The following is a 20,298-nucleotide window of genomic DNA, read 5'->3' on the forward strand; positions in this document are numbered from 1 at the left end:
CCCTTATGCCCAATCTCTCCGTAGCGTAAATAGATCTTTAAGTTCGTCAGTTGATAACTCGGTAATCCAGCCTTCGCTGCTTGAGATGACGTTGTCACTGAGCTGTTGCTTACTCTCCAGCATCTCATCGATTCGCTCCTCTAGCGTACCGAGAGAGATGAATTTGTGCACTTGCACATCCTTCGTCTGTCCCATGCGGTAGGCGCGGTCGGTCGCCTGATTCTCAACGGCTGGATTCCACCAGCGGTCGAAGTGGAAGACGTGATTAGCAGCCGTCAGGTTGAGGCCGACACCGCCTGCCTTGATCGAGAGAATGAAGACGTTCGGCTGTTCAGCGGCAGGCAGTGTGCGGGACTGAAATTGATCGATCATCCGGTCACGTGCGGTCTTGGAAGTACTTCCGTTTAAATAGAGCACAGGCTCGCCAAGCTCTTGCTGCAATACCTGCTGAAGCATCTCTCCCATTCCGATGTACTGGGTGAAGATAAGGCATCGTTCGTCTTCCTCACGCAGTTCCTTGACCATCGACAGAAGTCGTTCCAGCTTAGAGGAACGATTGATTAACGTCTCTGTATCAAGTTTGCGGCCGGAATCCCCCGTAATTTCAGGAAGAGCCTCCTTCGTCAGCAGCATCGGATGATCGCACAGCTGCTTCAGCTGCGTGAGTGCTGACAAAATGGCACCCTTTCGCTCAATCCCCTCCAGCTTCTGCATTCGTTCCATGAGCTGATTCACGCTCTGATCGTAGAGCGCGCCTTGCTCAGTCGTAAGATGAATATATGTCTTCATCTCATTCTTCTCCGGCAGATCCAGCTGGATCGCCGGGTCTTTCTTCTTGCGCCGCAGCATGAATGGCTTCACTAGCTTTTGCAGATCAGCCGTCTTCTGCTCGTCATGATCCTTCTCGATTGCTTGAATGAAACGGTTCGTGAAGGCCCTCAGATTTCCGAGATATCCCGGATTAATGAAATCATATATAGACCATAGCTCAGACAGTCTATTCTCAATAGGCGTGCCGGTTAACGCAATACGGTGCTTCGCCGGGATGCTGCGGACCGCCATAGATTGTTTTGTCTGAGCGTTCTTAATATTTTGAGCCTCATCCAGGCAGATCGCTTCCCATTTGAACTCTTTAAGCAGCTCCTGATCAAGCGTAGCGGTGGCATAAGAGGTCAGGACAATGTCGTGATGACTTGCTTCCTCCTGGAATTCCTCACTACTGTAACGCTTGCTTCCATAGTGAAGCATAACCCGAATGGATGGAGCGAAGCGGCTCAGCTCCTTCTGCCAGTTGCCGAGCACTGAGGTTGGGCAGATGAGAAGCGAAGGTAGCCTTGATTCCTGATCGGTCGTCGTTTCTTTCACATGTAGCAAATAGGTGATGAATTGAACGGTTTTACCGAGTCCCATATCGTCAGCAAGACAGGCACCCAGTCCGAAACGCCGCAAAAAGGCAAGCCAAGCATACCCCTCACGCTGATATGTTCTAAGCTCTGCTTGAAGGCCCTCCGGTATAGGTAGCTCTGGCCACTCGTTCTGTCTTTGAAGCTGACTGATCAGTCCTACGAGATGCTCATTCAGCTCAACTTCTAGCTTAATGCGTGCAGGATCTTGGTCTTCTGGTGCCTGATCTCTGTTATCCGGTGCATCTTCATTTCCGAGTAAGTGGAGGTGAAGGATGTCTTGGAACGACAACCCTTGCGATGAATCCATCCCTGCCATGGCCTGGCGGATCTGGGCCACCAGTGCAGGATCGAGCGCGATCCACTGTCCGCGGAAACGAACAAGTCGCTCGTTCCGTGCGACAAGGGCTGCGAACTCTTCTTCGGTGAGGCTGGTATTGCCAATAGCAATGCGCCAATCGAAGTTAACGATTGAGTCAAGTCCGAACAGTGAATTTCCTGCACTGCGCTCACTGCCTTCTCCAGATCGAACCTTGGCGCGAAGCTTCGGCTTCTTACGAGTAGCTGCTTCCCACCACGCCGGAAGTAGCACCTGCCAGCCCGTCTGAAGCAGACGCTGGCTGTCTACTGTCAGGAACTGCCACGCAGCTTCATCGGATAAAGCGGAGCTGATGATGTCTTCGCCGTGACTAGCTAGCATATGAGCGGGGAGCGCAGCGCGCAGGCGCTCAAGCCAAGCAGCGGAACGCTCGTGAACATGCGGTGTCCATAGTTCTGGCCACGAGCCATAGGCACTGCCGTCGTCTGCCAGCCGAACGGGACAGAGCAGAGCAGGGTCGTGCTTGTCTTGAAGGACAAGCTTAAGGCGCCATTCCGTCTCTTCCTCATCCGGTTCTAGTAGTTGAAGGAGTGGGCGGAAGGGAGCCGTGTCCGGTTTCCAGCCAATAGCAATAAGCCAAGATTGTGCATCCATTCCAGCTGCTGCAGATCGATCTCTCGCGAAGAGAAGTGGATATTCCCGGCGTAAATCAGCGGATTCCGCTTCTGTTCCATAGCATATGTCGAAGACAGCGGCGGAGAAAGCCGCGCCTAATCCTTCTCCAAGTAAGGGATCATCCTCTAACTGTGCTAAGACAGCACGTCCTTCCGGATTGATGGCCTCTGGGTCCCAAGTCCACTGTAGCTTTCCAGCTTGATAGGCAGTAAAGCTTGGAACAAAGGCTCTTTGTTCAATGCAATTAAGGAGCATGGGAGCAAGCTGAATAAAAGGTGCACTTTCATCCCCCCACACCCACTCAATATGACTGAGCAGCTTCATCCCAGCAAAGAAAGGAATGACCTGCTCTGCAGGAAGCAGTACAAGTTCAACATCCTGAATCTGCTGGACTTCCAGCTCCGTTCCATATATGGACTCTTCATGCCAAGCGAACAGTCGCTGCTTCAAATATTGTCCAGACAGGTAGCTTTGCGTTAGAGATGAGCCATAGATGAGCGCATCTCCATATGCGCTTAATGTAATCTGGACGGTGATGGTTTCGGTATGATGGCTCATGATATCAGTTTTCCTCTCCGAAGCTCTTCCTGAAGTGCCCGAAGACGGCTGTGTCGTCCAGCGAATGTGGTAATGAAGGACTCCCAGCGTTCTTCTTGCTTCATTTTTTTGTACAGCTTGGACAGCCGCTTAAGCAGCTTAACTGCTGATTTATAACTGGATCTATTCTTCTGCAGGACGTATCGTTCTACGGCTTGATGGAAGAAGGGCAGCAACAGTTCTGGTGCATGCTTCTCAATCGGTTGCAAGACGCTGACACGGAATTCTAACGGTTCCCGTCCTGTACTGAGCTGATAGTCCATCCACTCATGCCACTTTCCGTGGGCAAGCAGCGTTTCCTGGTAGATGTCCCTGGAGTGAGGTAGCATGTCCACAAGCGTGTCCCATAGGTATTGCTCGGCTTCAGGCAGCTCCTGAACAGCTTGATCCCAGTAAGCCATATAGCTGTTCAGCTTATGATTTCGGTAGTTGGCTAGTAGTGGTCCAGTCTCAGTCAGCCATTTGGTTAAACGAGACCAATCCTTCGCTTGAGAAAGCACCTCAAGGTAATGGATTAGATGTTCTGGCTGGATAAGGAGTGCTTTATCGGCTGCACGGAGTAAATCAAAGGCTTCTTGGTCCTGCAAAAGGTAGAAATGCATCAGACTTTGAGCAAGCATGCCGGCAGCTCGTGAATAGGTGCTTCCAAGTTCAGCTTCAGCTGATTTTAAATATCGTAGTTCATCAGCATACACCTCTGTATCCCCTTGATGAAGATGGAGCCCGTACTCCCAGAACTGTTTGTAAATATGGGAGAAAAAAGGATGATATCGTGATTCGGTCAGCATTTTACTTCGCAAATAAGTGAGTGTCTCGCTTACGCGTGGTGACTTCCCGGCATCGCCTTGAAAGGAAAATTGCCCGGAGATGAATCTTTGGTCAATATCCTTCTGGAGATCATCTGCAGCGATCTGAACGTGGTAGCCCATAAATAGGCCAGAGCCAATTCCCTGGTTCGGTGGTTGCTTGACGAGCTTATCCAAAACAAAGAGACGGGCGTGAAGCTCGAATAACGGCTCCATGCTTCCCGTCAGGGAAGGCATGATGCTGTAGATGGCCTCCAGCGCATTTCTGGAGTAGAGCGAGTTTAAGGTATTGACCCTAAGCGCTGCGACACATTGACCAAATAGTTGATGCCAATTTGAGATGGGCATGTCCGGTAGACTGCGCGCTTGCTCCCGAATCGCTGTAAAATCGTCCGATTGTCTGTTCTTAGACGCGGCTGAATTCGGGCCAATATCTAATTCATCCGAAGATGTCACACCAGCCCGGATGAGCGTGGTGGAATGCGCGTTTACGAGCGCGTGGACAGAGCGCCCCTGCTTGCTCGCAGCTTCCAACAGAACGGCTACCATATGCTTGCACTTATGTCTGACCGGACAGGTACAGCGGCTATCCTCAAGTGTTCCGGGAACCAGGTTCACGAAATAGTCGTCAGTTCCACGAACGACCGCTCTAATGCTCTCTTCACTGGGCATATCTAACTGTCCTACCCGGCCTTGCTTGTAATATTGAAATCCGCGTTTGATCGTCAGATCGGTAAAGTACGCGGCTGTATTGTGTATGAGTGTCTGCCACTCTAGATCATCCAGCGGCTGGATAAGGTTCATAATGAATCCATCTCCCGAAAAGCGAATAGTTTTACGGACTCTAATCTACCATATCCAGACCACCGAATAAATAAGTTGGTAGAGAAAGGCATGACTAGAGCGGAATATATTGTATGATGAATAAAATGGGAATTGATCATATCCAGAGATAGGGTCATGGATTAATTGGATAAGAAACGGAGTATTCTGTTCATGAAATATGATTGTTTGATTGTAGATGATGAGACTGTTCTCGCGGAAACGACGTGCGAATATTTGAATATGTTTGATGTGAAATCGGCCTTCGTGACGGACGCTACAGCGTGTATGGATTTTTGGAAGGAGCATGAATCCTCTTTAATTCTGCTGGATATTAATCTGGGCAAGGACTCCGGATTCGATCTATGTAAACAGCTGCGACAAACCACAGAGGTCCCGATCCTCTTTATTAGCGCCCGTTCAAGTGATGACGACATTCTTATCGCTCTGAATATTGGTGGTGACGATTATATTCGGAAGCCCTATACATTAAGTGTGCTTTTGGCCAAAATCAAAGCCGTTCTGAAAAGATATCAGGCCAGCACGGTTAGTCTGCCCAAGTCCACTTCGACAGAAGCTGTCGTTATGGATGCCGACTTATTCCGTATTTGGGTGCATGGCGAAGAGATCCGGTTAAAGCCACTGGAATTTAAGCTGCTTGCGTATCTGCTTGAGCATAAGAATCGGGTGGTGACGAAGGACGAGCTATTCCGAAATGTATGGGGAGACGTCATCACGGGGGATGGTACTTTAAATGTGCACATCCGCCATTTGCGAGAGAAGATTGAGAAGAATCCGAACGATCCGGAATATATCAAAACCGTATGGGGAACGGGATATGTATTTGAGGAGCATAATGAATGAGAATGAAGCGAATCATCGCCATCATGCTTATCATACTTTCCGTGGGTATTCTTATATCCTGGCAGGTGGTGGAGGAAAGCGAATGGGATGCCGGAGTGGACATTATTGCTGTTAACGAAATTGTTAAAGAGGTCGAGGCTTGGTGGGGACATTTGAATCAGGCAGACTTTAGCGATTTGAAGTTAGAATTTGCCGTGTTAAGCCTAGACGAGCAGGTATTGTTCAGCACATCGGAAGCTATAGCCTCCACGTTAAACGATGCGATTCGTAACCGGGATACCGTTGCTGATATTAAGCAAGGGCGCACGATTGTCGGAAAGTTAATTATACCGAATGACGGTAGCCGTGCAGCCGAGGAAGCGGGCAGACGGATTTTTACAGTGGCCTTCTTCATCTATACAATGATTGGACTTCTATGCGTTTTTTACCTTGTATACGTGAACCGGACGGTTATGCGTCCATTCCGGAAACTGCAGCATTTTGCACACCAAGTCGCCAGAGGACAACTGGACACACCGCTTGAAATGACTAAAAATAACTGGTTTGGCGCGTTTAGTGAAAGCTTCGACATCATGCGTGTGGAGCTGGCAGCAGCACGACAGAGCGAGTACGAGGCGAACCGGAGCAAGAAGGAGTTGGTAGCGAGTCTTAGCCATGATATCAAGACACCGCTGTCTTCTATTAAAGCTGTAAGTGAGCTGATGCTGGTGCTAACAGAGGACGAAAAGCAGCAGAAGCAGCTTCGAATGATACATAGCAAGGCCGGACAGATTGATCTGCTCGTAACCGATATGTTCCATGCGACACTGGAGGAGCTCGAGGAGTTGAAAGTTACGGTTATTGAGGAATACAGCACGGTGCTGACTGATATGATCCAGAATGTAAATCACTATGATAAGATCAACTGCGGCGTCATTCCGGACGTCATGCTTCTCACCGATGTGAGACGTCTACAACAGGTGTTCGATAATGTCATTAGTAATGCCTACAAGTATGCAGACACTGCACTTCATCTTGAATTTCAGCTAACCGAGGATGAGGATTATCTGGAGATGAGCATTATGGATTTCGGACAAGGAGTACCCGCAGATGAGTTACCGCTTCTGTTTAATAAGTTCCAGAGGGGGAGTAATGCGGAGGGACTTGGGGGATCTGGGCTCGGACTCTATATTTCCAAGTACTTAATGGAGCGGATGCAAGGCGATATCTCATGTCACAATCGGGCAGACGGTTTTACCGTTAAGCTTAAAATCCGGCTCGCCTAAAAGAATTAAGAAACGGTTAAGGATTAGACAAAGCTCCATTAAGAACTGTTTTTGTATGATAAGGCTGTCATGGAAGGTACAGTCTTATTTTCATATATAGGAGTGGTTAGTGTATGTCGAAGGTTATGATATCAACGCAAAAGCTGTGCAAAACATTTTCACGGGGTGGCCACCAGCAGCATGTGCTGAAAAACGTGGATCTTCAAATTATGGAGGGAGATTTCACCGTCATTATGGGAAGCTCCGGTTCAGGTAAATCGACACTATTGTATGCTCTCTCTGGCATGGATAAGCCAACACTCGGAGACATTCACTTTAATGGTCGTAACATTGCCAAACTCAGTAACGATCAACTGGCAGTCTTCCGGCGGGATCACTGTGGGTTTGTGTTTCAGCATATTTATCTGCTAGATAACATGAGCGTGCTGGATAATGTGCTGGCAAGCGGATTGCTGCTGAGCCGGAACAAGAAGGCCATCGTTAAGAGGGCCAAGGAGCTGCTCGCTCGGGTTGGTCTGAATGAAGGGGACCTCGCAAAGTTTCCGTCTCAGCTTTCCGGAGGGGAAGCACAGAGGGCGGGTATCGTACGGGCATTGATCAATGAACCAGCTATTGTGTTCGCGGACGAACCGACAGGAGCTTTAAACTCCGCTTCGAGCAGCAGTGTGCTGGATATTATGACTGAAGTGAACAATGGAGCACAGAGTATTGTAATGGTGACCCATGATATCAAGACCGCCCTGCGCGGAAACCGCATCCTGTATTTACGGGATGGCGTTGTATGTGGTGAGCTGAGAATTTCGTCGTTTGGCACAGGAAGTGAAACGGAAAGACATGATAAGCTGACAGCGTTTCTTGACGAGATGGGGTGGTGATCATGAGAATTCTGAATCTGACTACCGCCAACCTCCGAAGAAGCAAAGGTTCAGCCGTGTCGCTTGTAGTGCTAATTCTAATCGCAGCCATGCTGCTTAATGTAGGACTTGGTATTTTTGTGAAGGTAGGACCATTTTTCCTTGATAAAGTTGAAGAGACGAAAGGCCCGCACGCCATTGTAATCCTCCATAATGATCTTTATAAACCAGAATATAATGAGTTTTTGAAGGATCAACCCCAGGTTACAGAGGTGGAAACAGAGAGCATGGTGTATATGGGGCAGGCGAGTATCCAGATTGGTACAAGTGAGCTGGGGCTGGCGACCGCTTTTTTAAACAGGGATAATCCACGTCAGATTGCTCCATTTGAGCCGATTGAGCAGATCGAAGTACCCTCGGAACAGGCAATATACGTACCACTACCCTTAAAGAGCGGGGGCTATGAGTTAGGAGATACACTTACTGTCACGTATTTAAATCAAGAATATCGATACACTGTGGCTGGTTATTATGAATCCACTTCGTTCGGTATGGTTAATGCGGGAGCGCTGAAGTTTTTTCTGACGGATGCAGGCTATAAGAAGCTTGAAGAAGCCATTGGAGAGCTTGCGGGCAGCAGCATGTTATCGATTAGGATGAAGGATCCGGAGCAGTCAACCGGACTGCTAAGTGATTTTAAATCGCAGACTGATGTGCAGCTTTCTGGTGCTAACTCTTTTTTTAAGACGAATGTAATTGATTTTATAGGCATGTCAATGTCCAGTACGATGATGATAAGCATATTTGCGATGCTACTTGCCGCTTTTGCTTGGATTATCGTGATTGTTGCGCTAATTGTCATTCGTTTCCGGGTCGTCAATAGCATAGAGGATCAGATGATTAACATCGGTGCATTGGGAGCGCTGGGGTATACGAGCAGACAAATTACTGCGTCCATGGCGCTTCTGTTTATGCTGCTCGGCGTTACTGGGGCTGTGCTGGGAATCGGGTTATCTTACGCCGTTTCACCTTGGGTGGATGGATTAATGTCCAGCTTGGCGGGACTCCATTGGGATAGCGGGTTACATTTTGGTGTCGATATGATCAGTATACTGACCGTATTATTTCTGGTACTGCTAGTGACTTTGCTTGCTAGTCGGCGTATTAAAAAGCTGCCTCCTGTCATCGCGCTCCGCGGCGGGGTGAATACGCACAGCTTCCGCAAGAACCATTTTCCACTGGGCAGTTCACGGGGAGGACTCCAGTTCGTACTCGCCCTTAAAACCATTGCTACAAATATGAGGCAGAACGGAATTGTAGCGATTATTGTGGCAGGAGTCACATTTGCATCGGTATTCTCGGTTATTACGTATTACAACATGGCGGTGGATAAGAGCGCACTTTACAATATGACGGGGACAGAGTTATCCGATGTTGTGGTGAACGCACATCCGAAATCAGACGCATCCCAATTATTCTCGGATCTGAAGAATGAGGTGGAGGTTGCCAAAACAACACAATTGGATATGGTGATTTTAAGCTTAGAAGGGGAAGATGCCGTTGTCCAAATATCGGATGACTTCGGTCAGATGGAGAACTTGTCTGCATATAAAGGGCGAATGCCACGGTATGATAACGAGGTTGTAATAACAGGTGTGTTATCTGACATGCTGGACAAAGGGATAGGCGATACGCTTGAGATTGGTCAGGATGGTGTCGTCGGAAAATACCTGGTAACAGGCCTCGCACAGACGATGAGCAACGGCGGACGGATTGCATTTATGATGCTGTCAGGGATGCATCAACTTGATCCTGATTATGAAATTCAGAGTCTGAATTTATATTTGAAGGACGGGTATGAGAATGTCGAGCCTTTTATTGGGAAGCTGAAACAAGACTATGACGGAAGGATTGCCCAGGTTCAAAATTACCGTGAACTCGGGGATGCACAGATGGAAACCTATACGGGCGCCATTACATCACTTATGATGGTTGTGCTAATCGTAACGATGATTGTCGTCAGTCTTATTCTATACCTTGTTATACATGCGATGATTCTGAAAAGGAAAAAGGATCTTGGTATCTACAAGGCGTTAGGCTATACAGCTTTTCAGCTGAAGACACAAATTGCCCTGAGCTTCGTCCCTGTTGTAGCCAGTGGTGCAGTGCTGGGTGGTGTTCTTGGTGGATTGGGTACGAACCCGATGTTGTCCATGCTTCTGTATAGTGTAGGGGTATCTAATGCTAAGCTTGATGTTCATCTGCCTACAATTATTCTTCTGTGTGTGGCAGTCACTCTTTATGCCTATATCATCTCGATGTGGGCGGCGCGGCGAATCAAGAAAATCTCAGCGTACAGTCTGATTGTGGAATAGAAAGATTACAGTAGAAAGCCCCGGAACCCCGGGGCTTTTTACTTTTCCTCACGTATAAAAATTTGAATAGGCTAGAATCAATAACGCCGATTTCTCTTTTCATCAATATAGAGCTCTACCGCTGTGGTAGCCCGGATTAAAAATTTAATGAGAAGATACAGTGCATATAAGCCGAGCAGCATGAACAGTCCATTTCCAATGAACATCAGAGCCGGCCACAAACCAAACATGGAAAATCCCATATCCACTTTCATCCCACCTCCTTCTGGAATCTTGCTTATAGTAGAAATCTGACTTATTCCACAATTTAGAAATTTAAATCTAACTTTAACATAATTCTTGAAGGGTGAGGAGGGAAAAAGTGTAAGGTTATCATTTAAGTTCGCTCGAACCTGCTATCGATCCTGTCACTGCCGTTTCGGCTTCTCTAAACTTTACGGGGGCCATACCATACTTCGCACGGAACACCCGGTGGAAATAAGAATAGCTTGCGAAGCCGCAGGTTTCAGCAATTTCTTCTAGTGTCATCGAGCTGTACTTGATACGCTCGACCGCAGCGTTTAGCCGGATTTCCAGTGCATACTGGATCATCGTTTTGCCGTAGCATGCTTTGAACAATTGAACTGCACGGGATAGACTGAGTCCGACATGAGCAGCCGCCTCTTCGAGTTTGAACGTGACGGTAGCGTGTTCTTCAATAAATCTCTTTAAGCGTAGCGCCGTGAATGCAGAACGGTCCGCGGGTTTTGTTTCCGTAATCGCACGATCCAGACAAACACATAGTCCCCGAAGCAAATACCCGATTAACTCTAAATCCTCTTCAGGCCCACGTCTTTTCTCAAGGAGCAGTTGTCTCCATAGGCCTAGCAGGTGATCGTCAATACTAATGTGATTGACCTTATGACGTTTCACACGTTTCCACCAAGAATCAATCCAATCCCCATCGCAAAAAATATAATAATCCCCACTGGATATACGTCCGTCACTCTGTTCTTCCGTTACTCGAAGCTCATACTCATCTCCAGGTTTAAGTAATAGTAAATCTCCAGCTTGAAGACGATAATCCTTGCCGTTACAGCTTGCAACACAAGAACCCTCCGTTTGCAGGCGAAACAAGTAGGTGGTCAAGCCACTCTTATGGCTGTTGCAGTAAGGTTCGCTGTGATATGAGTAATCGCATATTAGTAATCTAGCTTCGGTCATCATATTACCTCCAACCTAAATAACAAGCAGATAGTTCATGTTTTGACAATATAGTTTATGTTCATTGTAGCTTAGTCCCATGTATGATGGTATCAAATAGAGCAATGAAATTAAACTTTGAATAGAGGTGTCCTTCTATGAGAAAAATGGGGATCGGATTGCAATTGTATACACTGCGTGATGAGACTGCGCAGGATTTCCGAGGTACGCTGCGCAAGGTAGCAGAATTAGGCTACGAAGGCGTTGAATTTGCAGGTTATGGAGATATTCCAGCAGAAGAAATGAAAACGCTTCTTCAAGAGCTAGGACTTCAAGCTATCGGAAGTCACGTTGGATTGCATCTGCTTCGTGAGGACCTTCAGAAGGAAATAGATTATCTAAAAACCATCGGTGCCAAATATATGATGTGTCCTTATGTTTCACCTGAGGATCGTTCGAATGCAGAAGATTGGAAGAGTCTGTTTGCATTTCTAGAGGACGTTGGAACGGAAGCACGGAAACAAGGTCTGGTGTTTGGTTACCATAATCATGCCTTTGAATTTGAAGATAAAGTAGGCGACTCCTTCGTGTTCGATGCGATGTATGAAGCTACTTCTCCGGAAGCCGTTCAAGTTGAGATGGATGTGTGCTGGGTACAATTCGCAGGTCAGGACCCGCTTGTTTACATCCCGAAATATGCAGGTCGTCTGCCGCTTCTTCATTTGAAAGACTTCAGTAAGGACGATCAAGGCGAGATGAAGACGCTGGAGCTGAGCCAAGGATCCGTAGATCTGCCAGCCGTAATTCAAGCTGCTTCGGATGCAGGAACGCAGTGGTTAATCGTGGAGCAAGATGTATGTCAGAATCCTCCACTTGAGAGTGTATCAAATAGCCTTAACTGGTTGAAGAATAACTATCTGAATCAATTTTAATCGAACCCCTAAAGGAGACCATTCATTATGAACAAAATTAAAGTTGCTGTATTCGGCTGCGGTGCTATCGCACAGCGTAGACATATTCCTGAGTATGCCGCGAATTCTAACGTAGAGCTGGTTGCATTTGCTGATCCGAACAAGGAACGCGTAGAAGCAGTTGCAGAGCAATATGGTGGAACAGCTTACACAAGTTATGAGGAACTGCTAAAGAATGAGAAGCTAGATGCGGTTAGTGTATGTACACCTAACTATTTGCACGCATCCATGAGTATTGCGGCAGCGAACGCTGGATTGCATGTATTGGTTGAGAAGCCGATGGCTACGACAGCAGAAGAAGGACAACAAATGATTGAAGCTGCTCGCAGGAATGGCGTGTTCTTAATGGTGGGACACAACCAGCGTCTAATGCCTCCACATGTTAAAGCGAAGGAAATTCTTGATTCGGGTAAGCTTGGAAGAGTACTTACATTCCGTACTTCATTCGGTCATGGTGGACCTGAGGGCTGGAGCCTTGATGGACGTGATAGCTGGTTCTTCCGTAAAGATGAAGCGCTTATGGGTGCGATGGGTGACCTTGGTGTGCATAAATCCGACTTTATCCGTTATTTACTGAATGACGAAATCGCTGAAGTGGCTGGTTTCATCGGTACCATTCATAAAGAAGGAACCGATGTAGATGACAACGCAACTTGTATTGTCCGTATGGAAAGTGGCGCAATTGGAACGATCATGGCAAGCTGGACACACTACCGTTCCGGCGATAACAGTACAGTGCTGTGGTGTGAGAACGGGGTAATGAAGATTGGCGCAGTCCATGGGGACGAGGTTATCGTTGAACTGACGAATGGTACAGTGGAGACTTACAAAGTCGGTGCGATGGCAACGAATGAGAAGCAAGTTCCAAGTGGTGTTATTGATGCATTCGTGGATTCAATTCTGACGAACACGCCTCCATCCATTTCCGGTGAGGAAGGACTGCGCTCACTGAACGTGATCTTGGGCGCATTCGAATCACAGGATACAGGAAAAATTGTAAAGCTGTAAGTGAGTTCATTAAGCTGAGGAGACTCTCTTTCAGGAGACACATCTTCACTCGGAAAAGGCAGAAAAAGCAGGCCGCTCAAGGGTTATCCTTGAGCGGCTGTTTGAGTTTTGTTGTGCGATTTATTTTGACTAGATCATCATATTTATATAAATAGCTTAGCAACCGGCGTGCCTTCCTCAATATCGGCTTTCATCTTCAGTAGATAATTCTTCGTACGCTCATCCATTTCACTTTCGTTCACGAACTTCGAGAAGTAGATGAAGGAATACGTGTTACGGTAATCCATGAAGAAAGGAATCCGTTTGATCCAGTCTTCACTTAGCGTATTCTCCTTAAGATAGCCATTCATGAAGGAGTCGATGAAGCGGACGGAAAACTCGGCTTTACGTTCCTTAGGAACGGTCTGTACAGCATGATAGATGGCAATAGCGATATCGTAAGCGAACCAATGATATCCGGCATCGCCGAAGTCGAAGAAGATGATCTCGCCGTCTTCCACATGGAAATTATTATGATGCAGGTCATTATGAATAATCCCGTAGCTGTCCCGGTCCTTCGGGAACGTTTCTAGAATACTCATATATTCATTCCACCTTACATGCACCTTTTCTCCAGCGGCATCAGGGAATGAACCTGTGAAGATTAACCCTTCATTCCACTGCGGGAAGGACATGCGATGAACGAGCGAATTAGGATTGCTCTTACCAAGCGCATGCATCTTGCCCATACCACGTCCCCATTGCTCGATCACATCGAAATCTGACTCCAGATCTGTCATTGGTTTACCTGGAGCCTTGGCCAAAGCGATGACATAATAGTGCTTCGTCCCATGAGATACTTCCTCAATGAGAAGACCATCCCTGGATTTTATAGATCCTGCAATGTGTAACCCGTTCTCTGCTAAGTAGGCCATCCATGTCAGTTCTCTGATGACGGAAGCTTTATTGTATTTGGATGCATCTAGAAATTTCATAATGAATCGGTGATCATCCTCACCGATATATTCGTATACATTCTCGCTAAATCCTCCGAGACTTTGCAGGGAATAAGAGCCTCTGCCGAATTTTTGAGCCCCTTGATCCAAAATAGCCTGTTCCATTTGAAAGCCCTCCTTTACGCTGATCTCGATAGGGTCGCTTCTATACTCATCCTACTCGGATGGCAACTCGTATCTGTTATTCACAAGTCTAACGAAGATGGGGACAGGTTGCAAAAATGAAAGCTTATTTATGCGAACATTACCATCGCTTTCAGGAGAATTACGCATCGACTGGACGATTTTATCCCTAATGATTCATCAACTAATCATTTACTCGGATAACCACTGTACTCTAAGATAGATTTTAAAAACCGAAAGACTGTAAGCGTTTGCCAGAAGAAAAGAGCGAATAAGACGACATGTATAGGAATGCAGGTACTTAGAAATTGGGGTGAAGTTGTGTGAAAAGATGGCTCGGTAAATCGCTCAAACATAAGCTGTCACTGCTTATTATTATTGCAACGATGGTTCCGCTGCTCTTCCTCGGGCTGTTCTCTTACAATATGGCGGGCGGTATTACTGAGGAAAAGGCGAAAATATCAGGGATGAACACGCTGCGCCAGCTCGATGCCTACTTAGTTACCATGGCGAAGGATGTCGAGAATATGTCGCTGTTTCTAATCGGGCATAGCGAGGTTCAGAGCTATTTAAAGTCAAGAGAGAGGGAGAGTAATTATACACAGCAGACATCCATTATTAGTTTTTTAACGAATCTTGCCTTCTCGAAAGGCTACATCGCCAACATTATTATCGAGCCCCTTGGAGCGAAACAGCCGATATCTCATAAGTCCCTGCTTCGTTCCGAATTTATTGACATTACAGAGGAAACGCCAGGGTACTACAAGGAACATCCCAAATGGTGGTCTAACGTCCACCGACAGTGGACATCGGATGGAATGCGTCAGGTCATTACCCTAGCAAGGCCGATACGTAGTACGGATAAGTATAAGCTGATTGGAAATGTTCAGATCAATGTGGACCAGGCCGTGATTGCGTATCAAGTTAGACAAGCGGCACTGGAGAAGAGTGGTTTTGTCCTATTGCTGGACGAGCATGACCGGATTATTGCTGGCCCGCCCGATATGGAGACGAATATATCGCTATCCACCTTCTATCCGGGGATGGAGAAGATGGAGGGGTTAAGCGGAACGCTGAACTATGGTGAAGGATCTGGTATGAAGACGGTGCTCTATAAATCCGTATCCGGTGTGAACTGGAAGCTTGTTGGTATTATTCCGGCAGCAGAATATCGTTCCCAGAACCAATATGTTCTGACGCTAACCGCTGTTGCCGTCACAGTTGCAATGCTACTTGTTGTCATTCTCGTTGTTTTTTTGATTCAAAAAATTACAAAACCGTTATCCACTTTGACCAAGTTTCTCAAAAACTCAAGTCCTGAGGAGCCGCTGCCGGCAATTCCTGTTACGACGATTGATGAGGTGGGACAGCTGGTTATCAGTTATAACCGTCTAAGTTCGCGGATTGTGAAGCTGACGGAGGAAGTGAAGCTCAGTGAGTCTCTTAAAAAAGAGGCGGATATGCAGGCGCTTCAGGTACAGATTAATCCGCACTTTTTGTACAATACACTGTCTTCTATTCAATGGCTTGCCTTGATGAATAAAGACAGCAAAATTGCCGAGATGGTCGGCTCACTTAGTGATTTTCTAAGATTTAGTCTGAATAATGGACAAGAATACTGCTCTGTTCATCAAGAGATGGAGCATGTCCGGAATTACGTAAACATTCAATCGATCCGATATCCTGATAAGTTAATCTTTCTTGTGCATATGGATGATTCAATAGCTGAGCAGAAGATGCTCAAACTGTTGCTTCAACCGCTGGTCGAGAACGCGATGCTGCATGGGATTCTAAAGAGGGATGGAGTAGGAACCATTACGATTCATGTAAGCTGTGATGAAGACGGCATTCATTTTACGGTAGAGGACGATGGTGTTGGCATGAATGATGAACGTCTGTCTTGGCTGCGTGCTCAATTGGAGCTACATCCCGCCCATGAGCAAGAACGACCTCCCCAAGGAAGCTACGGTCTTCGTAATGTAAACAACCGGCTATATCTTCATTATGGCAAGGATTCTGTACTGCGAATTGAAAGCACGGAAGGGCAGGGGACACGGGTGATGTTTACGCTGCCAGTCCTGTAAAAGTGGAGAGTTTGACATCGATAATGAAGTGAAGGGAGTTGAGCAGGGGTTGAAGGTGCTGATTGTAGATGATGAAGTGATTATACGAACGGGGCTAAGTACGGTGATCGATTGGGAGAGCTGCGGATTTTCGGTGCTGCGACCAGCGGCATCAGGGGAGGAAGCCTTGAACCGCATCACCGAAGAGCAGCCGGACATTATTTTTACGGACATACGAATGACAGGGATGAGCGGGCTTGAGCTGGCTCGCGAAGTGATGAATGAGCACCCTGATACAGAGATGATCGTGATCTCCGGCTTCGATGAGTTCGTATATGCTCAGCAGGCGATGCGGGAAGGTGTTAGTGAATATCTGCTCAAGACAAGTCGCCCCGATGAAATTCTGCAGGCAGCCGTTCGGGCGAAGTCCCGGATTGAACAGCGGAGGCAAGGGGATGAGGCGGGTAGGATACAAGAACGAGAAGTTAACCGCCATTTTCTTAGAAGGATACTTACGACAGACTCACATCTAGATGAGCAAACGGTATCCGAATTAGGGGATAGATATCCTGAACTGAGCATTACACCAGGACAGCATTTGCTGCAGGTCTGGATAATCTCCTTAAGGCACAATTCAATTGGAGAAGAGAAGTCTTCTGTGCATGAGGAGCTCTATCCGATATTGGGTGAGAAGCTGACCAGACGATTACCCTATGGATGTGAGTGGATCGAATGGAATCATGGAATTCTCCTCGTCATCCGGATTGAGGCGATCCGGGAGGGAAGCATTCGGTTGGAATGTGAGCTGCGAGAGCTTGAGGAGGAACTTAACTGCACTACCTTTGCCGCATGTGGGCAAGCCGCTACGGACGTAAGTGAACTACGAACGGCGCTCGAAACGGCTAGAGATACGTCGGCATATGGATGGCTTCTAGGCTACAAAGGATACGTACGATATGTTGATATCCGTGAGCGCAAAGGTATGAGGTCTGTATGTACGATGGATGAGGAGAAAGAGCTTGCAGCATGGCTTCGAGCTGAGGACTCTTTGGTGCTGAAGAGGGGGATTACGGAGCTTTTGTCACGTCTCCGGCAGGACCCTGAGGTGACACCGAGCTCTGTTCAGGCGTATCTGCAGACCTTGATTGTAGCGGGTCATCGCTGGCTGGAACGAGCAGTGCAGTCCATTGGGCGTACCTATGAACCACCAAATGGATTGAAGCTGGATTTGACGCAGCTTACCCAAAGTCCAGAGAACGTACTTCTAGAGCATTTTGAATCCATTATCGCGCGGCATACTGAGCTGGTATCTGGCATGAGTCCGGTGCAGCGGGCGGTTAGCTATATTCATGAACATCTGGGACAAGGTCTGTCACTTCAACAGGTCGCAAGGCATGTACATATGAATTCGAATTATTTTAGCGAGTTATTCAAACGGGAAACGGGCATGAATTATATCGAGTTCGTGACTGAGGCCAAGATGCAGAAAGCCATGACACTGCTTCGGGAAACGCCAGCTAAGATTAGTGAGGTTGCGAATGAAGTGGGCTATGAAGATCTGAAATATTTTAACAGGCTGTTTAAAAAATTCACGGGTCTGACTCCTTCCGACTATCGCGCAAAAGCTGAAATTTAACCCTCTATGGACTGAAATATGTCCCCTACGCCCCTACAGCCTCCTCTTCTATACTAGGGTTATTCATGTAATCAAGGAGGGTCAATGATGAAATCAATACAAAAAATGGGTCTTGTATTAATTATGCTTACTATGATCTTGGCAGGTTGCGGGTCATCCGGAAGTACGGATCCGAAACCTGAAACCGCTAACAAAGGAGAAAAAGTTAAACTAACTGTCTGGCATAACTTTGCCGGCGATGATCTCCGGGCTAAGACAGTACGAAGCTTCATCGAGCAATTCGCACAGGATAATCCAGATGTTGAGCTTGATGCTCAAGCGATCCCAGTAGACGGCTACAGACAGCGTCTTAGTACGGTTGCTGCTGCGAATGAATTGCCGGACTTGATGTTCGTTTATGCAGGAAGTCACTCGGCGGAATTGTATAAAGCCGGGCTACTCCAGCCCATTACGGATGTACTGAATGAGCATTCGGAATGGAGAGATAAGTTCCTGCCAGGCGCTTTTGATCCATTTATGTTTGAGAAAGATCAGATTTATACAGCTCCACTTGCCATGTCGGCCACTTCAATTCTGTATTACAACAAAGCTCTATTCGATAAGCACGGCGTTAAAGTTCCAACAACTTGGGAAGAAATGATGACCGCAGTTAAGGCCTTTAATGATCAAGGTGTGACACCGATTGCCCTAGGTAATAAAGCTCCATGGGTCGCACAATCAACGATTATTGGCTCGCTAGCGGATCGGGTAACAGGAACGGAATGGTTTAAGAATGCCGCAGCGCAGAAAGGTGCGAAGTTTACGGACCCTGAATTCGTGGAAGCACTGGGGTATTTCAAGCAGCTGGTAGATAACAAAGCGTTCCAAGAAGGTGCGAACAGCATTGATAATACGCAAGCCGAGCAATATTTCATCCAAGGCAACGCAGCAATGATGGTGAGCGGTGCTTGGACCCTTACGAATCTGGCTGCTTCGGCAACAGAAGATCAGATGAAGGACATTGAAGTAACCGTTCTGCCAGCCATTCCAGGAGGCAAAGGCGACCCGAATACCATTACAGGTGGAGCAGGCGGTGGCCTTGCACTGAGCAAACGGACCGAAGGTGCTGCAAGAGAGGCTGCTCTGAAGCTGATCTATACGGTTAGTGGACCTGAGGCGCAAAAGGCGATTGCGGAAAGCAACTCGATGGTGATGTACGACACGGATGTCGACCAAGCCAAAGTAACATCGCTGTATTACAAAGCATTTAACTTGGTGAAGACGACAGGAATTACCCCTGTATACGATGCGTATTTATCGGCCGAAGCAGGTGAAGCGATCAATAATGGACTACAGGAAATTATGATGGGTGGAACGCCTGAAAGCGTGGCGAAGAAGCTTCAAGATGCACAGGCCAGATATACATCGGAGTAATGGAACTTCTAAGGGTGTCAGAGGAAAGGAGGAAGTCTTAAGTGCCTACAGCTATTCGAAGTAAAGGATTTATTGCTCTAGCTCTGCTTCCGGCGCTTCTGCTATTCCTGGTTTTTGTTATCATTCCGGTTTTCTGGTCGGCATATTACGGCTTCTTCAACTGGAAAGGACTCGGTGAGGCCAAGTTTATTGGCCTCGGCAATTATAACGAAATTTTGCATGACCGGATATTCTGGAGGGCGCTGCGTAACAACCTGATTATCGTGGCATCATCGCTTGTAGGTCAGATCCCGATTGCGCTTATACTAGCAATTATGCTGCTTAAGAATTCATTCTTTTCCAGATTGATTCGCTCAGCTGTGTTCATGCCTATGGTCTTATCAACGGTTGTCGTAGGTCTGATCTGGGGTTATATCTATCATCCGCAGTTTGGACTTGCGAACAAGGTGTTGGAGATTATAGGGCTCGAATCTTGGACACGAGCCTGGCTGTCTGATCCGAAGTTCAACATGCTGGCGATCTCTATACCAATCAACTGGAGCAACATCGGTCCGTACTTGGTCATCTTTATAGCAGCATTGCAGAATATCTCCCCTGAGGTGAATGATGCAGCCCAAATCGACGGTGCGACACGGTGGAAGAAGCTCATCTTAGTCACCCTGCCTATGATTTGGGGGACTGTGGTCGTCACCATGGTTCTCTGCATTTCGGGAAGTCTGAAAGCATTCGATCATGTCATTGTGATGACAGGCGGGGGACCCGCTCAATCTACGGAACTGCTTGCTACGTATATGTACAACAATACATTTGATGTTTACCGATACGGATACGGCTCTGCGGTGTCAACCATGATTATGATCATCAGCGCGTTGCTGCTGCTTATCAATTATGTACTGACTCGTAAGAAAGCAAGTTGATGGAAAGGAG

At 47.2% G+C, this 20,298-nt stretch carries 15 protein-coding genes; 10 read left to right on the forward strand and 5 right to left on the reverse strand.

Annotated features, from left to right (window positions below; genetic code table 11):
* Positions 1-3: 3 nt before the first annotated feature.
* On the reverse strand, positions 4-2,955 hold the full coding sequence (locus tag ACK8P5_RS02495; RefSeq protein WP_422659432.1) for a DEAD/DEAH box helicase: 2,952 nt from the start codon (positions 2,953-2,955) through the stop codon (positions 4-6).
* The gene (locus ACK8P5_RS02500; protein WP_422659433.1) at positions 2,952-4,604 is read right to left on the reverse strand and encodes an SWIM zinc finger family protein; all 1,653 of its coding nucleotides are present in this window, start codon (positions 4,602-4,604) and stop codon (positions 2,952-2,954) included. Before ACK8P5_RS02500 ends, ACK8P5_RS02495 begins: the two co-directional genes overlap by 4 nt.
* Before the next feature lie 165 nt (positions 4,605-4,769).
* On the opposite strand from ACK8P5_RS02500, the gene ACK8P5_RS02505 reads away from it, so the two are divergent.
* The 4 genes from ACK8P5_RS02505 to ACK8P5_RS02520 all read left to right on the forward strand — a co-directional run bounded on the left by ACK8P5_RS02505 (position 4,770) and on the right by ACK8P5_RS02520 (position 9,980).
* Entirely contained in the window at positions 4,770-5,486 is a 717-nt protein-coding gene (locus tag ACK8P5_RS02505) for a response regulator transcription factor (protein WP_422659434.1), read from the forward strand.
* Positions 5,487-5,488: 2 nt separating this feature from the next.
* Positions 5,489-6,751, forward strand: a complete 1,263-nt coding sequence (locus ACK8P5_RS02510; RefSeq protein WP_422659435.1) for a HAMP domain-containing sensor histidine kinase — start codon at positions 5,489-5,491, stop codon at positions 6,749-6,751.
* A 113-nt stretch (positions 6,752-6,864) separates the two neighbouring features.
* Entirely contained in the window at positions 6,865-7,626 is a 762-nt protein-coding gene (locus ACK8P5_RS02515; RefSeq protein WP_422659436.1) for an ABC transporter ATP-binding protein, read from the forward strand.
* Between the two features lie 2 nt (positions 7,627-7,628).
* The gene (locus tag ACK8P5_RS02520; protein WP_422659437.1) at positions 7,629-9,980 is read left to right on the forward strand and encodes an FtsX-like permease family protein; all 2,352 of its coding nucleotides are present in this window, start codon (positions 7,629-7,631) and stop codon (positions 9,978-9,980) included.
* Positions 9,981-10,057: 77 nt separating this feature from the next.
* On the opposite strand, the gene ACK8P5_RS02525 is transcribed toward ACK8P5_RS02520, so the two are convergent.
* On the reverse strand, positions 10,058-10,228 hold the full coding sequence (locus ACK8P5_RS02525; RefSeq protein WP_422661584.1) for a hypothetical protein: 171 nt from the start codon (positions 10,226-10,228) through the stop codon (positions 10,058-10,060).
* A 124-nt stretch (positions 10,229-10,352) separates the two neighbouring features.
* Positions 10,353-11,183, reverse strand: coding sequence for an AraC family transcriptional regulator (locus ACK8P5_RS02530; RefSeq protein ID WP_422659438.1), 831 nt, complete (start codon positions 11,181-11,183; stop codon positions 10,353-10,355).
* Between the two features lie 137 nt (positions 11,184-11,320).
* On the opposite strand from ACK8P5_RS02530, the gene ACK8P5_RS02535 reads away from it, so the two are divergent.
* Together ACK8P5_RS02535 and ACK8P5_RS02540 are read left to right on the forward strand one after the other, a co-directional pair.
* The gene (locus ACK8P5_RS02535) at positions 11,321-12,094 is read left to right on the forward strand and encodes a sugar phosphate isomerase/epimerase family protein (protein WP_422659439.1); all 774 of its coding nucleotides are present in this window, start codon (positions 11,321-11,323) and stop codon (positions 12,092-12,094) included.
* A gap of 27 nt (positions 12,095-12,121) precedes the next feature.
* Complete coding sequence (locus ACK8P5_RS02540; RefSeq protein ID WP_422659440.1) at positions 12,122-13,141, forward strand: Gfo/Idh/MocA family protein; 1,020 nt, start codon at positions 12,122-12,124, stop codon at positions 13,139-13,141.
* Positions 13,142-13,284: 143 nt separating this feature from the next.
* Here ACK8P5_RS02540 and ACK8P5_RS02545 read toward each other — a convergent pair whose 3' ends face one another.
* Positions 13,285-14,241 (reverse strand): phosphotransferase enzyme family protein, encoded by a 957-nt coding sequence (locus ACK8P5_RS02545; RefSeq protein WP_422659441.1) that lies wholly within the window; start codon positions 14,239-14,241, stop codon positions 13,285-13,287.
* 341 nt (positions 14,242-14,582) lie between these two features.
* On the opposite strand from ACK8P5_RS02545, the gene ACK8P5_RS02550 reads away from it, so the two are divergent.
* The 4 genes from ACK8P5_RS02550 (at position 14,583) to ACK8P5_RS02565 (ending at position 20,288) form a co-directional block, all read left to right on the forward strand.
* Complete coding sequence (locus ACK8P5_RS02550; protein ID WP_422659442.1) at positions 14,583-16,343, forward strand: sensor histidine kinase; 1,761 nt, start codon at positions 14,583-14,585, stop codon at positions 16,341-16,343.
* 28 nt (positions 16,344-16,371) lie between these two features.
* Positions 16,372-17,958 carry a response regulator transcription factor gene (locus ACK8P5_RS02555; protein ID WP_422659443.1) on the forward strand — a complete coding sequence of 529 codons (1,587 nt, stop codon included), beginning with the start codon at positions 16,372-16,374 and terminating at the stop codon, positions 17,956-17,958.
* Between the two features lie 87 nt (positions 17,959-18,045).
* Positions 18,046-19,371: an extracellular solute-binding protein gene (locus ACK8P5_RS02560; protein ID WP_422659444.1), complete on the forward strand. Its 1,326-nt coding sequence runs from the start codon at positions 18,046-18,048 to the stop codon at positions 19,369-19,371.
* 41 nt (positions 19,372-19,412) lie between these two features.
* Positions 19,413-20,288 (forward strand): carbohydrate ABC transporter permease, encoded by an 876-nt coding sequence (locus tag ACK8P5_RS02565; protein WP_422659445.1) that lies wholly within the window; start codon positions 19,413-19,415, stop codon positions 20,286-20,288.
* Positions 20,289-20,298: the final 10 nt, after the last annotated feature.

The organism is Paenibacillus sp. EC2-1, from assembly GCF_049311625.1.
Taxonomy (GTDB): Bacteria; Bacillota; Bacilli; order Paenibacillales; family Paenibacillaceae; genus Paenibacillus_AQ.